The 17,318-nt window shown below is 45.6% G+C and carries 14 protein-coding genes; 10 read left to right on the plus strand and 4 right to left on the minus strand.

The annotated features are described in order from the left end of the window. Positions 1–15 precede the first annotated feature (15 nt). The 5 genes from carA to ACRD67_RS11275 all read left to right on the plus strand — a co-directional run bounded on the left by carA (position 16) and on the right by ACRD67_RS11275 (position 6,718). Complete coding sequence (gene carA, locus ACRD67_RS11255) at positions 16–1,128, plus strand: glutamine-hydrolyzing carbamoyl-phosphate synthase small subunit (protein ID WP_430967245.1); 1,113 nt, start codon at positions 16–18, stop codon at positions 1,126–1,128. 123 nt (positions 1,129–1,251) lie between these two features. Continuing rightward, complete coding sequence (gene eno / locus ACRD67_RS11260) at positions 1,252–2,541, plus strand: phosphopyruvate hydratase (protein ID WP_430967246.1); 1,290 nt, start codon at positions 1,252–1,254, stop codon at positions 2,539–2,541. Between the two features lie 179 nt (positions 2,542–2,720). Beyond that, positions 2,721–4,262, plus strand: a complete 1,542-nt coding sequence (locus ACRD67_RS11265) for a glycogen synthase (protein ID WP_430967247.1) — start codon at positions 2,721–2,723, stop codon at positions 4,260–4,262. A gap of 152 nt (positions 4,263–4,414) precedes the next feature. Beyond that, on the plus strand, positions 4,415–5,698 hold the full coding sequence (locus ACRD67_RS11270) for a citrate synthase (protein WP_430967248.1): 1,284 nt from the start codon (positions 4,415–4,417) through the stop codon (positions 5,696–5,698). Positions 5,699–5,803: 105 nt separating this feature from the next. After that, positions 5,804–6,718: a dimethylarginine dimethylaminohydrolase family protein gene (locus tag ACRD67_RS11275; protein WP_430967249.1), complete on the plus strand. Its 915-nt coding sequence runs from the start codon at positions 5,804–5,806 to the stop codon at positions 6,716–6,718. Position 6,719: 1 nt separating this feature from the next. Here the strand turns inward: ACRD67_RS11275 and ACRD67_RS11280 are convergent, their stop codons facing one another. Next, positions 6,720–7,454 carry an alpha/beta hydrolase gene (locus tag ACRD67_RS11280; RefSeq protein WP_430967250.1) on the minus strand — a complete coding sequence of 245 codons (735 nt, stop codon included), beginning with the start codon at positions 7,452–7,454 and terminating at the stop codon, positions 6,720–6,722. Positions 7,455–7,817: 363 nt separating this feature from the next. On the opposite strand from ACRD67_RS11280, the gene ACRD67_RS11285 reads away from it, so the two are divergent. From ACRD67_RS11285 to ACRD67_RS11300, 4 genes are all read left to right on the plus strand, one after another. Further along, a complete protein-coding gene (locus ACRD67_RS11285) occupies positions 7,818–8,414 on the plus strand; it encodes a TetR/AcrR family transcriptional regulator (RefSeq protein WP_430967251.1) in 597 nt (198 codons plus the stop codon). A gap of 256 nt (positions 8,415–8,670) precedes the next feature. After that, positions 8,671–11,052, plus strand: coding sequence for an efflux RND transporter permease subunit (locus ACRD67_RS11290; RefSeq protein ID WP_430967252.1), 2,382 nt, complete (start codon positions 8,671–8,673; stop codon positions 11,050–11,052). A 19-nt stretch (positions 11,053–11,071) separates the two neighbouring features. Further along, complete coding sequence (locus tag ACRD67_RS11295) at positions 11,072–11,845, plus strand: outer membrane lipoprotein-sorting protein (RefSeq protein WP_430967253.1); 774 nt, start codon at positions 11,072–11,074, stop codon at positions 11,843–11,845. A gap of 135 nt (positions 11,846–11,980) precedes the next feature. Then, entirely contained in the window at positions 11,981–13,189 is a 1,209-nt protein-coding gene (locus ACRD67_RS11300) for a hypothetical protein (protein ID WP_430967254.1), read from the plus strand. 28 nt (positions 13,190–13,217) lie between these two features. Here ACRD67_RS11300 and ACRD67_RS11305 read toward each other — a convergent pair whose 3' ends face one another. Further along, positions 13,218–14,357: a serine hydrolase domain-containing protein gene (locus ACRD67_RS11305; RefSeq protein ID WP_430967255.1), complete on the minus strand. Its 1,140-nt coding sequence runs from the start codon at positions 14,355–14,357 to the stop codon at positions 13,218–13,220. Between the two features lie 119 nt (positions 14,358–14,476). After that, positions 14,477–15,295: a LytR/AlgR family response regulator transcription factor gene (locus tag ACRD67_RS11310; RefSeq protein WP_430967256.1), complete on the minus strand. Its 819-nt coding sequence runs from the start codon at positions 15,293–15,295 to the stop codon at positions 14,477–14,479. A 95-nt stretch (positions 15,296–15,390) separates the two neighbouring features. On the opposite strand from ACRD67_RS11310, the gene ctlX reads away from it, so the two are divergent. Beyond that, a complete protein-coding gene (ctlX, locus tag ACRD67_RS11315; protein WP_430967257.1) occupies positions 15,391–16,323 on the plus strand; it encodes a citrulline utilization hydrolase CtlX in 933 nt (310 codons plus the stop codon). Positions 16,324–16,339: 16 nt separating this feature from the next. Here ctlX and ACRD67_RS11320 read toward each other — a convergent pair whose 3' ends face one another. Then, positions 16,340–17,257, minus strand: a complete 918-nt coding sequence (locus ACRD67_RS11320; protein ID WP_430967258.1) for a carboxylesterase family protein — start codon at positions 17,255–17,257, stop codon at positions 16,340–16,342. Positions 17,258–17,318: the final 61 nt, after the last annotated feature.

Genomic DNA, 17,318 nt, shown 5'->3' on the forward strand with positions numbered 1-17,318 from the left:
TTTTTTAAAGTACGGATGAAATACCAATCTAGAAAAAAGGCAGTAATACTATTGGCAGACGGGACCATTTTTCACGGGAAAGTGGTCGGCGACAAAGAGGGCACCGCTTTTGGTGAGGTTTGTTTTAACACGGGGATGACAGGTTACCAGGAAATATTCACCGATCCGTCCTATTTTGGACAGCTTATGGTGACCACCAATGCCCATATCGGAAACTACGGTACCAATGAAGAAGAAGTGGAATCGGATTCGGTCAAGATTGCAGGACTTATATGCAAAAATTTTAGCTATGAATACTCTAGGCCCAATGCCGATAAAAGTCTGAAGGAATTTTTGGACGAAAGCAAGCTTTTTGCCATTTCGGATGTGGATACGCGGGCCTTGGTGAGCTATATCCGCGATAACGGGGCCATGAACGCCGTGATTTCAACGGAAGTTTCCAATATTGCCAAACTAAAGCAAGAACTGGCCAAAGTGCCCAGCATGGAAGGTCTTGAACTTGCTTCCAAAGTCTCCGCGGACGAACCCTATTTCTTTGGCGATGAAAATGCCAAGTATAAAATTGCCGCCCTGGATATCGGGATCAAAAGGAACATTCTTCGCAACCTAGCCCAAAGGGATGCCTATATAAAGGTATTTCCGTACAACGCCTCTTTTGAGGAACTGAGCCAATGGAATCCAGATGGTTATTTTATATCCAATGGCCCTGGGGACCCAGAACCTCTGAATAACGCCATCGCTACGGCCAAAGATATTATTGCCAAAGACAAACCGCTTTTTGGTATCTGCCTGGGCCACCAGGTAATTGCACTGGCCAATGGGGTATCTACCTATAAAATGCACAATGGCCATAGGGGCATTAACCATCCCATAATGAATACCCTTACCGGGAAGGGCGAGATTACCTCGCAAAATCACGGGTTTGCCATCAATAAGGAGGAGACCGAGGCTCATCCCGATCTTGAAATCACCCATGTTCACCTTAACGACCATACGGTGGCCGGAATCCGAATGAAAAATAAACAGGTGTTTTCCGTGCAGTATCACCCGGAGGCCAGTCCGGGACCTCATGATGCCTCCTACTTGTTTGATCAGTTTTTTGAGATGATCGAAACCGGGTCTCACTAAAACGTTTTCGTTTAATAAATTGTTATTTTCCAGGGAATATAGGCCGCTAAACGGAAGGGTTCAGCCTGTGCTTTCGTATATTTGCAGCAGTGAAAATTCAACCAGTAACTAAAGAGAAATTCTATGAGTATCATCCTTAATGTTCATGCAAGACAAATTTTAGATTCAAGGGGCAATCCTACCGTAGAGGTGGATGTAATTACAGAGAACGGCATATTGGGTAGGGCTGCGGTTCCTTCCGGTGCTTCCACGGGAGAACATGAGGCCGTGGAACTGCGGGATGGTGGTGATACCTTTATGGGAAAGGGCGTAAGCAAAGCCGTAAATAACGTAAATACCCTTATTGCGGAGGAGATAGTAGGGATGCCAGTTTTTGAACAAAATTTGATCGATCAAACCATGATCGACCTGGATGGTACCTCCAATAAATCAAAACTGGGGGCGAATGCCATTTTAGGGGTTTCACTTGCCGTAGCCAAGGCAGCGGCAGAGGAAATGGGGATGTCCCTCTTCAGATATGTGGGCGGGGTAAGTGCCAACACCTTACCGGTCCCCATGATGAACATCATAAATGGGGGCTCGCATTCCGATGCGCCCATTGCCTTTCAGGAATTCATGGTCATGCCGGTGAAGGCCAAGAGCTTTTCCCACGCCATGCAAATGGGCACGGAAATCTTCCACAACCTGAAAAAAGTGTTGCACGATAGAAATTTAAGCACGGCCGTAGGTGATGAAGGAGGGTTTGCCCCTACCTTGGACGGTACCGAGGATGCCCTTGATACCATTGGCAAAGCCGTGGAAAAAGCGGGATATTCCCTAGGGGATGATGTAATGATTGCCCTGGACTGTGCCGCTGCGGAGTTCTATGTGGATGGAAAATATGACTATACCAAGTTCGAGGGCGATAAAGGAGCCGTTAGGACCTCCGAGGAACAGGCACAATATATTGCCGACCTCTGCGCCAAATATCCAATTATTTCCGTAGAGGACGGGATGGATGAAAACGACTGGGATGGATGGAAGGCCCTCACGGAGAAAGTGGGCACAAAGGTACAACTTGTCGGAGATGATTTATTCGTCACCAACGTAGAGCGCCTCTCGAGGGGCATAGAAAACGGGATCGCAAATTCCATACTGATCAAAGTAAACCAGATCGGTACCCTAACAGAGACCATTGCCGCGGTAAACATGGCAAAGAATGCAGGATATACCTCCGTCATGTCCCATCGTTCCGGAGAAACAGAGGACAATACCATTGCCGATCTGGCAGTGGCCTTGAATACAGGACAGATCAAGACAGGCTCCGCTTCACGATCCGATCGTATGGCAAAATACAACCAACTGCTCCGTATTGAGGAAGAACTGGGCACGACGGCCTACTATCCGCAAGAAAAAGCATTTAAGGTAAAATAAGATGACCTTTTGTTAACCTCAAAAAAGCCTTCTCCATTTGGGAAGGCTTTTTCTTTGTATATCCTGACACTTTGTTTAATTTAAGCGAGCTTATCAATGCCTATTGTATCCTAATCCTGAACACGATCCAAGAACATACGTTAGCAACGCAAAATATCGGACTTAGATAGCTATCCAATATGAACAATTTTCTTTTTGTGGCCGCGGAAAATGATGCAATACCCGATTGTAAGGCAGGAGGTATGGGCGATGTGGTCAGGGATGTACCCAGGCAAATTTCTGAAAGGGGCGACAAGGTGCACGTCATTGTGCCCGCCTATTCCAGATTGCACCGGAACGGGGGTACACTAAAAACCCGGCTCAGTTTCCAACTTAGGGGCACTTCCTATTCCGCTGAACTCTACGAGGTAATTCCAAAAAAGGAGTTCAGGAACATACACCATTACGTAATTCACCATTCCGAGATAGAGGCGGGAGATATTGCACATATCTATCACAATGACCCTAAAGAACCCTTTTATACCGATGCCATAAAATACATCATTTTTTGCACTGCGGTCGCCGAAGCTATTAAAAAAGGGGCTTTTGGTATCCTGCATATCGTCCATTTGCACGACTGGCATTCCAGTCTGCTGTTGTTTTTGAAGACCTATCACCCCGCCTACAAAGTGCTTAGGGACATCCGTTTTGTATATAGTATCCATAATCTGGCTATCCAGGGCATACGCCCTTTTGAGGATAACTATTCATCGTTAAAAAATTGGTTTCCCGACGTTCCCCTGGACTATAAAGGACTTATGGACTATAGGTATCGCGATTGTATTAATCTAATGGCAGTGGGCATTCGATTGGCAGATGCCGTGCATACCGTATCCCCATCCTATAAGGAAGATGTACTCCTGCCGAGTGCACCTCCAGAATTTATCGGGGGAGAGGGATTGGAAAGTGATCTGCAGGAGGCCGATAGCGAAGGCAGGTTGTTTGGTATCCTAAACGGCTGTAACTACAGGAACATACGTACCGCCAAGAAAGGCAGCCTGTATTCCAATATTCTCACTGCTATTTTTCCCTGGCTGCAAGAGGAATCCAAGAAGTACAAGGCCGATTTTCTGGCCCATACGGGCGAAAAGGTATTACCGCTTTTAGATAATCCGCCAAGCTTTGTTTGTGCGAGCGTGGCCCGCCTGACCGAACAAAAGTTTTATTTTTTTAAGCGGTCCCCATCTGCATTGGTTGCCATTTTGGAGCAGCTAGCAGAAGTTAACGGGGTCTTTGTCCTACTGGGTACGGGAGCACCCGATTACGAGGAGCTGTTCCGGGATATGAGTAGGACCTATGGGAACTTTATTTTTATTAACGGACAATCCGAGGATGTGATCGATTCCATTTACCTGGAATCTGACCTGTACTTCATGCCCAGTCTGTTTGAACCTTGTGGTATAAGCCAGATGTTGGCCATGCGCAACGGCCATCCCTGTCTGGTGCACCGAACGGGCGGACTAAAGGATACGGTAGAACACCTTAAGACAGGATTTCATTTTGATGGTGATACCTATGAGGAAAAAATAAAGAATATGGTCACGGTCTTTGGGGAAGTTCTGGCAGTTTTTGAAAAGGACAAGACCCTATGGCGAACCTTAGGGTCCAATGCCAAAAAAGTACGGTTTACCTGGAAGAAATCGGTAGATGCGTACTACAAGGAACTGTATGCCTTAAAATAGGGTTTTTTTTCTGTTATTTCTTTCCAATATCTCGACCAACTGCTAACACGGGCTGTTTTGTTAAGAATAATGCAAATAGGGCCGCGGAATTGTTAACGTGCCCCGTTTTTCTTAAATTTATGCTTCTTTACAATAATCAATAAATACAACAAATGTCGGATAATGCTACGTTAGAATACAAAGGTGAAAAATATGACTTTCCCGTAATCAAGGGTACCGAGGATGAACTCGCTATTGATATCAAAACCTTGCGATCACTTACAACAATGACTACACTGGACCCTGGTTATAAGAACACGGGTTCGTGCGAGAGTGCCATTACCTTTTTGGATGGGGAAAAGGGAATATTGAGATACCGCGGGTATTCGATTGAGGAACTGGCCGAAAAGGCCGATTTTCTTGAGGTGGCTTATCTGTTGATTTTTGGGGAATTGCCCAACAAGGAACAGTTAGATGCATTTCACCATGATATCATCGAGGAATCTACGGTAGATGAGGAAATGAAAAAGATTTTGGACGCCTTTCCCAAGTCTGCACACCCTATGGGCGTACTGTCCTCGCTGACCAGTGCGCTGATTGCCTTTAATCCCACCACAGTGGACGTTAGTTCAGAAAAAGCCATGTATTACGCCATCGTGCGTATTTTGGCCAAATTCCCCATCTTGGTGGCCTGGACGATGCGCAAGAAAAAAGGCTTGCCCCTGGATTACGGGGACGATTCTTTGGGCTATGTGGAGAACATCCACAAAATGATGTTTAAGCGCCCTAACAAGGAATATAAAAAAAATCAAATTGTAATCGACGCACTGGATAAGCTATTGATTCTGCACGCGGACCATGAGCAAAATTGTTCCACTTCCACCGTGCGGATCGTGGGTTCTTCCCATGCAGGCTTGTTTGCTTCGCTTTCGGCAGGGATATCAGCGCTTTGGGGACCTTTGCATGGAGGAGCCAACCAAGCGGTACTCGAAATGTTGCAGGCCATAGAAGAAGATGGTGGGGATACAAAAAAATATATGGCCAAGGCCAAGGATAAGAACGATCCTTTTAGGCTTATGGGTTTTGGGCACCGGGTGTACAAAAACTTTGATCCAAGAGCCAAAATCATTAAAAAAGCCGCGGATGAAGTGCTCGGCGATTTGGGTATAGAAGACCCTATTTTGGAAATCGCGAAAGGGTTGGAAAAAGAGGCCTTGGAAGATCAATATTTTGTGGACAGAAAATTGTATCCCAATGTTGATTTTTATTCCGGCATCATATATCGCGCCTTGGGAATACCCACCGAAATGTTCACGGTAATGTTCGCCTTAGGGCGCTTACCTGGCTGGATCGCCCAGTGGCGGGAGATGCGACTTCGCAATGAGCCCATAGGTAGGCCAAGACAATTGTATATAGGCGAAAACAGCAGGCCCTTCGTCACTGTGGCCAAAAGATAATGGCAAATAAATACGAATAATACGCCCGTTTAATGGTATCATAAATGGGCGTTTTTTTGTAGCTCCCCGCACCCAAGAATCCCTATATTTGCGCAAAATAATTTTATGCTCCATTTAAACATCCTTGATGAAATTTCCCCTTTAAAATCCGTTTTACTGGGGACGGCCGAAAGCTGCGGGCCCACCCCCAAACCGGAAGAGGCCTATGACCCCAAATCCTTAGAGCATATCTTGGCGGGCACCTATCCGAAGGAGATTGAAATGGTGCCAGAAATGGATGCATTTGCACAAGTTTTTGAGAAGTATGGCGTGGAAGTGTTTAGACCTGAAGTTTTGCCCGATTGCAACCAGATCTTCTCCAGGGATATTGCCTTCGTCATCGAGAATAAATTGATCAAGGCCAATATTCTCCCTGACCGGGAGAAGGAATTTGAGGCCATTCTACATGTGTTGGACAGGATTGCACCGGAAAACATTCTTTGCCCCCCGGAAAATGTGCATATTGAGGGTGGTGATGTAATGCCCTGGAACGATTATATTTTTGTGGGAACTTATACCGCCCCGGATTATCCCGACTATATCACGGCACGGACCAATAAAGCAGCGGTGGAATATCTCAGGGAGAAGTTTCCCCATAAGACCATTAAAGCTTTTGAGTTGCGCAAATCCAATACCAATGCCAAGGAAAATGCGCTGCACCTCGATTGCTGCTTTCAGCCCCTTGGTAAGGGTAAGGCCATCTTACACAAAAACGGCTTTTTGATCGAGGAGGAGTACCAATGGTTGGTAGACTATTTTGGTCCAGACAACATCTTTGAGATTAACAAGGAGGAAATGTACCAAATGTTCAGCAATGTCTTCTCCATTTCTCCAGAGGTAATCGTCTCGGAGCGTAACTTTACGCGCCTTAACCATTGGCTTCGAGAACAAGGTTTTACCGTTGAGGAGATTCCCTATTCGGAGATTGCAAAACAAGAGGGTCTATTGCGCTGTAGCACACTACCCTTGGTACGCGAATAGCCTACTTTCCGAAGAAAAACTCCAACATGGGCAACCAATTGGCATTCCAATTTTTTAAGGTATGGGCATATGGGACCTCATTATAGCCCATCTCATAACCCCTACTTTTTAACACATCCCTGATTTTACGCGTCATGACCTCATTATCGTCATGGTCCCCACTGCTTACAAAGAAACGGATGGGAAGCTTTTCGCCATTTTTATAGGCATCTTTGAGATATTTTTTGGGATGAATGGCGGGAGACAGCGCGGCGATATTGCCAAAAGTCTGCCCCTTGTCCTCCAGTCCAATATATAGCGCATTGAGGCCACCAAAGGAGAGGCCGTTTAAAAATCGGTCATTCGGGCTTGCCGATACCGCATAGGTACGCTCAACGGTCTTCACAAGTTCTTGAGTCAAAAACTTCAGGTATTTGGGGTTTGCCAGGAGCTCATAATTCCTACGGGTTTTTCCGGTACCGGGTTGCTCATGACTTACAAAGACACTCACAAACGGACGTTTGTTGTCTCTTTGATAAGCCTTGGCACGGGTTAAAAATGTAGATCTTTTTTCTACCATTGGCCCATCGGTCAGATAAATTGCTGGATAGGTCTTTGAAACATCATATCCGTCAGGAAGCACCACGGTATAGCCTATGGTATACCCCAAGGCCTCGCTTTGGATTTTGTGGGTGTTGCTTTGCGCGGCCAGCAGCTGTGTGACGAAGAGCAAAAGGAGAAGCATCTTTGGTCTCATCAAGGGATGGGTAAAAGGTTGTTGGCGGACATCCGCTCAGGGAATTTATAAAAATACCACTTGGGGCCTTATACCTTTAACAGCAAATTAGGACGCTTTACCCACATCCGTACCAAAAAGTATGTCCTTACTAAGAGAAATGGCCAAAATTGATTGCTGGGCGAACTCTTCAACGCTTTTTTCCAAATGGGCAAACAACAGGGTCAACATCGTAGAACATCATTGATACATGTTGCAGAAATGATATTAAAACACTTATAATCAGACAGTTAAATTGAAAACTTTAGATTTAAGGAAAATTTTAACTTTCAAAAATTTGGTTTACTAGACGAGTGGTCATATTTTTGCTGCAGTTTGTGCAAGATGGAAAAGACACTAAAACACGAAATCAAGGCAGATTACCTTTTGGAAAAGGGTATGGAGATTTTATGGTCCAAGGGCTATAATGCCACCAGTGTCAATGATATCGTAATGGCCGCCGGTGTTCCCAAGGGGTCTTTTTATTTTTATTTTGAAAGTAAGGAGGATTTTGCCATCAAGGCTATAAAGATGTACTTTGAGACGCAAGTGGTATCGGCCCTGGAAATATTACAGAACCGATCGATCTCGCCCAAACAAAGAATTATCGAGTTTTTTGAATACAGAACCCATATCCTCAAAAATGAAATGGACTGTAAAATGGGATGTTTGGCGTGTAATCTGGGCAATGAAATGGCCGAGCACAATGAGAATATCAGGACGGTGATCGTGGAACAGGAACGTATGGTGCAGGCTGTTATTACGGAAACGATGGAGGAGGCACAGGCCTGCGGGGAAATAGATGCCTCCCTGAACGCGGCAGACGTGGTGGCGTTTTTTGAAGATGCGGGAAAAGGGGCGATGACCAGTATGAAGGAAATGAAAAGCAGCTACCCCATAGATAATCTAATGAACATGTTGAAGACCTTATTGCTGAAATAAGGTAAATCCGTGGCGGTACTGATCGGTCAAGGCCTGCCAGGACGATTGGATTCTAGATAAGAATATGATGGAATGGTATCTTGTGGCGTGTGAAGAAGTAGACGACCGGTCAACTAGTAATGTTAAAAAAATAAATTTATTTCAAATTTTGTCCAAAATACGTCGCTGAGACCGTCTTAGGAATAGCGAAACCTAAAAAAAAGAGAACAATCATCCAGTTTAGTAATCGACTGGTCAACTATTAAATTAAACAACTATGAACGCAATTAAGAAAGCTGGCGATTTTACCAACAATTTTGCCAAGAACTGGGCCAAGTTTGTCATCAAATACAAATGGCCGGTACTGATCGGGACACTATTGCTGGCCCTAGGTCTAGGGTCTCAGGGAAAGATGGAGTTCGATGGGGACTATCATGTATTCTTTAGCAAGTCGAATCCCGAATTGGAGGCCTTTGATGCCCTCCAGGAGAAATATACCAAGGATGATAATATTGTTATTGTTCTGGCCCCCAAAAATGGCGACGTATTTACGCGTGAGAACCTGGTGGCCATAGAGGAGCTTACGGAACAGGCTTGGAATACCCCCTACTCCTCGAGGGTAGACGCGGTCACCAATTTTCAGCATACCAGTGCCGACGGGGACGATTTGTACGTGGACGACCTTTCCTATGAATCGATCAACAAGACCGATGCAGAAATCCTGGAAATCAGGGAAAAAGCGTTAAAGGAACCCTTGCTCGTGCATCGGATCATCAATGAGGAAGGAAGCGTTACGGCTATCAATGTAACGGTTCGTTTGCCCGGAGTAGACAGTGCAACGGAAATTCCGGAAGTGACCATAGCCACCCGGAATATGGTAAGCGAATTTCAGGAAAAGTACCCACAATTTGATGTGTATACCACAGGTTTGGTGCCTTTGAACACCGCATTTTTTGAAGCTTCACAGAGCGACCTGGGCCTTATAGGCATCATGCTGATCATCGTAATCCTGGTCACTTTGGTGCTTACGCGAAACTTCTTTGCCACCTTTTCCACCCTGGTGGTGGTCTTATTTTCTATTATAAGTGCTGTGGGGTTTGTGGGCATCATGGGAATTAAATTGACCCCTCCTTCCGCAGTCTTCCCGACCATGATTATGACCCTGGCGGTGGCAGATAGTATACACATCCTTATAACGATGTTACAAAAGGTACGCAAGGACGGTCTTGGAAAAAGGGAAGCGCTGGTAGAGAGTATGCGCCTTAATTTTATGCCTGTTTTTATTACCAGTTTAACTACGGTAATCGGATTCCTTACCATGAATTTTGGCGATGTGCCCCCGTTCTGGCATTTGGGGAACATTACGGCCTTTGGGATGACCATGGCCTTCTTGTATTCCACAACTACTTTACCGGCACTCATGGCCATATTTCCGATATGGAAAAGGAAAACCGTGGCAGGAAAACTTCCAAAAATTGGATTGTACCATAAAATGGGACTTTTTGTTACCCGGCAACCTGTGCGTCTTACCTTTATTTCCTTGGCAATCATTGGGGGTCTGGCCTATCTGGCTACACTCAACGTTTTTAACGACGAGTTCGTGGAGTATTTTGATGATTCCGTTCAGTTTAGAAGGGACAGCGACTTCATTAACGATAACCTTACCGGCTTCTACAATGTGGAATTTTCCGTGGGCAGTGGAGAAAGCGGTGGCATCAACAATCCCGAATATTTGGAAAACCTTAATGCCTTTGAGGATTGGCTCAACAATCAGTCCGAGGTAGTGCATGTGAATGCCTTCAGCGAGGTGGCACGACGGGTAAATCGTTCCATGCACGGAGATGATCCATCGTATTACCAAGTGCCCAACAATCGGGAGGAAGCTGCACAATATCTGTTGCTCTATGAGCTTTCCCTTCCTTTTGGACTGGACCTGAACAATCAGATCAATGTGGATAAATCGGAAACACGTGTAACCGCAACCCTGAAAAACATCTCCAGCGCAGAAATGATCGCGTTCTCTTCTAGGGCAGAACAATGGTTACGCGACCATACGGATCAACCTATGCACTCCATTGGGGTAAGCCCTACCATGATGTTCTCCAAACTTGGATTTAGGCAGGCAGATAGTATGTTCAAGGGCAATATCATAGCCTTGATCCTAATTTCCCTGGTATTGATGCTGGCGCTTCGGAATTTTAAATTGGGATTGCTGAGTATAATTCCCAATGTAGCCCCGGTACTGGTAGGTTTTGGGATATGGGCGCTGTACAAAGGGCAGATCAATACTGGAATGGTCATCGTTTTTGGGATGACCCTGGGTATTATCGTGGACGATACGGTACATTTTATGAGCAAATTCCTTAGGGCGAGGCGCGAACTGGGCTATGATGCCAAACAGGCCGTTATCTATGCCTTCGAAACCGTAGGACGGGCTTTGGTTACTACCACTATCGTTCTTTTGGCCGGCTTTGCAGTACTTTCTACCTCCTCCTTTGCCCTAAATAGTTATATGGCCAGAATCACGGTAATCATCATCTTGTCCGCCCTGATCATTGATTTCATTTTATTGCCCTCCCTCCTTATTCTGATCAGTAGGAAAAGCGAGGCCACGGAAGAAGTACAGGAATTGCAAGCACAAGTTCAACTCGATAAATAAATCTTTTAAATCTAAACACATGAGAAAATCAATTTTTATATCAATAGCGCTATTAGGTACCATTATGGGAAAGGCCCAAACCCCAGAGGAAAGGGGTTTACAAATAGCAAAAGCGGCCGAGGAAGCAGATCTCGGCTTCGGCAGCAGCATCGTGGAATTAAAGATGACGCTAAAGAACAAGAACGGTCAGACCAGTGAACGCTTTTTGGTTACCAGGACCTTGGAACTTACCGAGGATGGCGATAAATCCTTGATTGTCTTTGGCAGTCCAAAGGACGTTAAGGGAACGGCCACCTTGACCTTTACCCATAAAGTGGGCTCGGATGATCAGTGGTTGTATTTGCCCTCGATAAAAAGGGTGAAGCGAATTTCCTCCAACAACAAGTCCGGGCCCTTTGTGGGAAGTGAATTTGCCTATGAGGACCTTTCTTCCCAGGAAGTGGAAAAGTATACCTATAAATTCCTGGAGACAAAGGGAAGCCTTTTGTTGGTGGAACAGGACCCCGTAGATCCAAAGTCGGGCTACACCCGCCGCATTGTTAGTTACAACAAGGACAAGGGGTATAGAATTGAAAAGGTCGAATTCTACGATCGAAAGAATGCCCTGTTGAAAACCCTGACCTATACGGATTATAAGCTGTATAAGAACAAGTTTTGGCGAGCAGGCACCTTTACCATGGTAAATCATCAGAGCAATAAGGAAACGCTGCTCAAATTCAGTGATTATAATTTTGAGGCCGACCTTTCAGAGGACGATTTTTCGCAGGTGGCCCTACAAAGAGCGGGGAACTAAATTACTCCGGTTTATTTACTATTTAAAGGCAAGGCCGGCTTAGATGTATTGGTTGGTTGTGTTTTTTCTATGGTCGGGGTTCGGGTTCTGGTTCCCGGCCCCTGACAACTGGCCTTGCTTTACTTATATAATCGTATGAATACAATAAAAATAGGGGTCCTGGTTGCACTCTTCACCACCCACCTGGGGTGGGCGCAGGAGAAGGATGTCCCAAAGAAGATCAATCACGATCTTGAATTCGAGATAGAAGGCGAGTACCGATTTTTTTATGATGATGCCCAGTTCAACGGGCAAAAAGACCACTATCCTTCCATTGCCTTTAGGCCCGAATACTCGTTGGATTGGAACAAAGGATATGAAAGCATCAACTTTACCGGTTTTATTAGGTTGGACCGTGACGATGAACGTACCCATGGGGATATACGGGAGCTGTACTACCAAAAGGCAAAAAACAATTGGGAACTCAGTGTTGGCTTAAAAAAAGTCTTTTGGGGAGTGATTGAAAGCAATCACTTGGTGGATATCGTTAACCAGACCGATGCCGTGGAAACGTTCGATGGCGAGGAAAAATTGGGGCAGCCTATGGTGCAATTCAGTCTGATTACGAACAAGCTGGGGACCTTTGATTTTTTTTACCTCCCTTTTCATCGCAAACGCACTTTTGCAGGGAGTGAGGGCCGTCTGCGTTTTGGAACGGTCATAGACCGGGACGACCTGGGTTATGAGAGCGGGGCAGAGGAATGGAGACAGGACCTTGCCGTGAGATGGAAACACTATTTTGGTAGTGTGGATATTGCCCTTTCCCATTTTTACGGAAATGGCAGGGAGCCTCTCTTTGTTTTTGACCCCCTAGGGAATATTAATGCCTTTTATCCCGTCATTAACCAGACGGGACTGGAATTGCAGATTACCCATGATGCTTTCTTATGGAAATTGGAATCGATCTATCGACATGCCGATGCCCAAGATTTCTTTGCTTTGGCGGCAGGCGTGGAATACACCTTTAGCAATATTGATGGCAATGGGTTGGATATCGGCATATTGGGGGAATATCTCTATGATGAACGGGATGAGCTGGCGCTGAACGCCCTGCAGAACGATCTGTTCTTCGGAAGCAGGATCGCCTTCAACGATACCCAGGACACTTCCTTCTTGATAGGAGGTATCACTAATCTAAAATCAAGCAGTACCATTTTTAGCCTGGAGGCTTCCAGGAGGTTTGGAAGTACCTGGACAGCCGAAGTGGAGGCGCGTATTTTCAGTAATATAGATGACACCGAACTGATTCTTTCCAACTTCCGAGACGATAGTTTTTTAAGGATTTCAATCTCCAAGTTCTTCTGATTTTCAGTAGACCGTGATTAAACATCCCTCACTCGCTAAACAGGGCCAGAAGCACTTCCATTTCGAGCTGCTCCGCTTTTTTACGGATAGGCGATTCCATCATAGTATTGAAATTGGTGGCCATGAAAACTATGGCCTGTAGTTCCGGAAGATAGAGCAAGACGCATCCGGCGCCTATCCCTCCCCCCGAATGTCCGATGGCATAGGTTATATCCAGGTCATAGTAGGCTAGACCCAGCCCGTATTTCTTTTTTCCCTCCTCATCGTGTACCCATTGCTGCATCAGCGCCAGGGTTTCGGGTTTTAGCAACTTCCCTTCCACCAGGCCCTTCATGAAACGCACGGCGTCCATGGTAGAGGCTACCAGGCCATCATCTCCTTTCATGGAGGCTACATTGGCGCGTTGTATGCCCGATACATTGGTAGGTTTGGACTCCAACAGCACATCCCAATAGGCATCTACCAAGGGTATGGGTTCTTGATAATTGGCCCTGGTAAGATACCGTGTACCTGTCAATCCCAGCGTTTCAATAATTTCCTTCTGAACAAAGGCCACATGATCTCCTGTGAGCGTGTCCGCAATAAGAGAAAGCAAGGTATAGTTGGTATTACGGTAGCGGTATCTGCTGCCAGGTTCAAATTCCAATTCCTTGTTCAGTACAGGTTGCAACAGTTCCCAAACAGAGAGGGTTTCCAATGGATGATGTAAAATACGAGAGACTAGTATAGGGTCGCTGTTGTATTCAGGAAGTCCCGACGTATGGTTCAACAGCATTCGGATGCTTATCTTGTTGGACCCGGGGATGGACTTGGCCCGTTCGGGGGGTAAATATTTCGAAATCAAATCATCTAGATCTAGCTTGCCCATTTCATAGAGCTTTAAAATGGCTACGGCCATATAGGTCTTGCTCGTACTTTGCAGGTAAAAAAGATGTTCCGAGGTCAGGGGGGTCTTGTTTTCCAGATTGGCCCACCCTTCCGTGTGGGACCAGAATCCCGTTTGGGCCGAATAAACTGTAATTGCCAAACCGGGAATGCCCAGTTCAATATGTTTTTTTAAGACTTCCTGTACGGCCTGGGCCTTGGCTGAGGGCATACTGCTCTCTTGGGAAAAAAGGCTGCCACTAAAGGAGAATAGCAAAACGCCAATGATGCTTACTGTTTTCATAATCTGTGATTTTTGGGCAAATTTCCCAGCTTTTGACCTCAAAAATCGAATAGGCGGACGCAAAATACCGTGAAGTGTAGTGTTTTTATGCCTGAAATGTAGTAAAGGGATACTTCAGCTCAGGTCAAGCTGGCCCGGAACCATTTTTTGAAGTGGGGCGCAGTGGTTCTGCTGATGATTATCTCTGTAGGTAGGTTTTGAAACGGATTCAATATGGTATTCAATTTTCCGTTCACGCCCCGTTGGTATCCGTGAATAGCGGAACGGTGCAAAATATATTTACGGTTGAGCCGATAGAAATATTCCGCTGGGAGTTGTTCCATGATCTTGTTGAGCGATTTGTCCAAAATGTAGCTTTTGGATTCTATGGTCATTAGATAGGTCACTCCTTCTTCCACATAAAACGCAAGTATATCCTTAAAAGATATGGTCTTGACCATCTTGCCCAATTGTACCTCTACTCCTTTGGACCGTATCTCTCGATCCTTTTCACGCAGTGAGAGTACACGACCCCACTGATCATAAAAATAAATCCCGATATAGATACCATTGATCACCAGTATCCAGATAAAGAAGATAAATAGATTATACGTATAAAAATTCGAAGGTAAGGGAGCATCCGTAAAAATGGCGTTGATTATTTCTGTAGACATGATAATAAATCCCTGGGCCACAATATTGGTAAGGAGAATTTGATAGGTAATACGTTTTACGGGAGCCTGCGCGTATGGTAAGCTTTGGTCCAAGGCCAGGATTACTTTTCGGATCAACCACCAGGCAATATAACCCGATGCAGTGTCTATGAGGTAAGTAGTAATGGTATACCAATCCCAACGAATACGGGCATAGGTAAGGTGATAGTTGATGGTATTGATAAGGGGGATCAATACCAAAAACAAAAGGACGTCATTGTATTTGTTCAGGTACTTGGCCGGCATCTTTTTATTTTGCCTATTAAAGATACCTTAAGTTCTATTTTGTTACAAAATGAAATGGGAATTGATTACATTTATTGCCAATTTTTTAAGAGCGAATGAAGCAGATTACCAATACCATTTTAATGATACGGCCGGTGGGTTTCCGAAGGAATGAACAAACCGCCGTAAACAATTACTTTATGGAGGAAATGCAACTCCAGAACAAGGCCATAAATGATAAGGCACAGCAAGAATTTGATGCCTTTGTTGTGGCACTCCGGGCAAAAGGGGTAGAAGTAATCGTGATAGAGGATACCTTGAAATCGGATACGCCCGACTCCATTTTTCCGAATAACTGGATATCGTTCCATGCCAATGGTACGGTAGCGATATACCCCATGTTTGCCGAAAACAGAAGGAAGGAGCGCAGGGAGGATATTCTGGATCGCCTGGAAGAACTGGGTTTCATCATTGAGCATGTTATGGATTATACCATCGCAGAGGAGGAAGGACTGTTTTTGGAGGGCACGGGTAGTATTTTAATGGATAGGGAGCACCAAAAGGTCTATTGTGCCCTGTCGGCCCGGGCCGACGAGGAACTACTCATTGAGTTCTGCGAGGATTTTGACTGCCTACCGGTCATTTTTACCGCCTATCAGACCGTGGAAGGGGAGCGCTTGCCCATCTACCACACCAACGTGATGATGTGTTTGGGCGAACAGTATGCAGTCATATGTTTGGACGCCATAGATGATAAGAAGGAGCGAAAAAATGTTATGCATCACCTAAAACAGGACGGCAAGGAAATTGTAGCCATTACTGAGGAACAGATGCACCACTTTGCGGGGAATATGCTGCAGGTGGCCGGGAAGGACAATCAGCGTTACCTCGTGATGAGTTCTGCGGCCTATCATAGCCTACGATCCGATCAACTGTCCCAGCTCCAAAAATACAACCCCATTATCCATAGTTCACTGGATACCATTGAAACCTGTGGTGGCGGAAGCGCCCGTTGCATGATGGCAGAGGTGTTTCTTCCGAAAGTGTAATACTTCCTGGGCGTACCTACTCTTTTTTGTATTGAAACATCCAATCGTAGATGGACATCTCAAAAGCATCGTAGGTGGCACTGGCGGTGCCCATACCGGTACCATTATAGGTCCTTGTCCAGGAATCATGACCCACACCGGGGTAAATGGTTACTTTGGCCTTCACTATGGGGTTTAATTCATTTATTGCCGCCACCATAGGCACCGAACCATTTTCTGTAAAAGCCGCCACTACCGGATCACTGGCCCCATGAAAGGCCCACACCGGGGTGCTACTTAAGTTTTCCAATAGGGTAGGATATCCGGACCCACAAATCGGAACGATGGCGGCCGCATAACTTTCCTTGCCTTTGTTGCCCACATAAAACCAAGTACCTCCTCCACCAAGGCTCAGGCCGGTAAGGTAAATACGCTTGGTGTTGATTTTATAGGTATTGATCAAATAGCCGATAAAGAGATGCACCTGATCCACGTTCCAATAATCAACCGTCAATTGGGGAGATACCACAATGCAGGGATAGCTAGGGTTCCAATTATTGGTATCGATAAGGTGAGGGGGGCCGGCTGCAAGCACCCTTTCCAGTTCACTGGGATCGCTTCTACTGTCCCCTCTTGCTCCCCAACCGTGCAAAAATAAAATTAAGGGATATTCCGGTCCGTCGATGGAATAGTCGCTCGGGGTATAAACGTAATACCCGTATGCTGCTATAGTACTACCTTTTAGGTGGGCCACATGCGATCCACCGTTATCCATCGGCAAATTTTCCAGGTCGCTGGTATCGAACACCACAGGATTCTCCATTTCCGTACCTTCTCCATCCGAGGGTTCCACAATTTCATGCCCCTCCTGGGCGGCAACTGTGCCTTCATCGTTCGAAGAGGAACAGGAGACCACTAGGGCATGGATAAGGAGTATCAAAAAAGGGTGTTTCATCGCAATCTTGGCCAAACGATTTTCAAAACGCTAGCCTAAAGTACGAATAATCGGGGAGCTT

Source organism: Eudoraea algarum, from assembly GCF_050589645.1.
Classification (GTDB): Bacteria; Bacteroidota; Bacteroidia; order Flavobacteriales; family Flavobacteriaceae; genus JBNGOQ01.

Coding starts and splice junctions, on each gene's coding strand:
- carA (WP_430967245.1), top strand. CDS start 16: ATGAAATACCAATCTAGAAAAAAGGCAGTAATACTATTGGCAGACGGG.
- eno (WP_430967246.1), top strand. CDS start 1,252: ATGAGTATCATCCTTAATGTTCATGCAAGACAAATTTTAGATTCAAGG.
- ACRD67_RS11265 (WP_430967247.1), top strand. CDS start 2,721: ATGAACAATTTTCTTTTTGTGGCCGCGGAAAATGATGCAATACCCGAT.
- ACRD67_RS11270 (WP_430967248.1), top strand. CDS start 4,415: ATGTCGGATAATGCTACGTTAGAATACAAAGGTGAAAAATATGACTTT.
- ACRD67_RS11275 (WP_430967249.1), top strand. CDS start 5,804: ATGCTCCATTTAAACATCCTTGATGAAATTTCCCCTTTAAAATCCGTT.
- ACRD67_RS11280 (WP_430967250.1), bottom strand. CDS start 7,454: ATGAGACCAAAGATGCTTCTCCTTTTGCTCTTCGTCACACAGCTGCTG.
- ACRD67_RS11285 (WP_430967251.1), top strand. CDS start 7,818: ATGGAAAAGACACTAAAACACGAAATCAAGGCAGATTACCTTTTGGAA.
- ACRD67_RS11290 (WP_430967252.1), top strand. CDS start 8,671: ATGAACGCAATTAAGAAAGCTGGCGATTTTACCAACAATTTTGCCAAG.
- ACRD67_RS11295 (WP_430967253.1), top strand. CDS start 11,072: ATGAGAAAATCAATTTTTATATCAATAGCGCTATTAGGTACCATTATG.
- ACRD67_RS11300 (WP_430967254.1), top strand. CDS start 11,981: ATGAATACAATAAAAATAGGGGTCCTGGTTGCACTCTTCACCACCCAC.
- ACRD67_RS11305 (WP_430967255.1), bottom strand. CDS start 14,357: ATGAAAACAGTAAGCATCATTGGCGTTTTGCTATTCTCCTTTAGTGGC.
- ACRD67_RS11310 (WP_430967256.1), bottom strand. CDS start 15,295: ATGCCGGCCAAGTACCTGAACAAATACAATGACGTCCTTTTGTTTTTG.
- ctlX (WP_430967257.1), top strand. CDS start 15,391: ATGAAGCAGATTACCAATACCATTTTAATGATACGGCCGGTGGGTTTC.
- ACRD67_RS11320 (WP_430967258.1), bottom strand. CDS start 17,257: ATGAAACACCCTTTTTTGATACTCCTTATCCATGCCCTAGTGGTCTCC.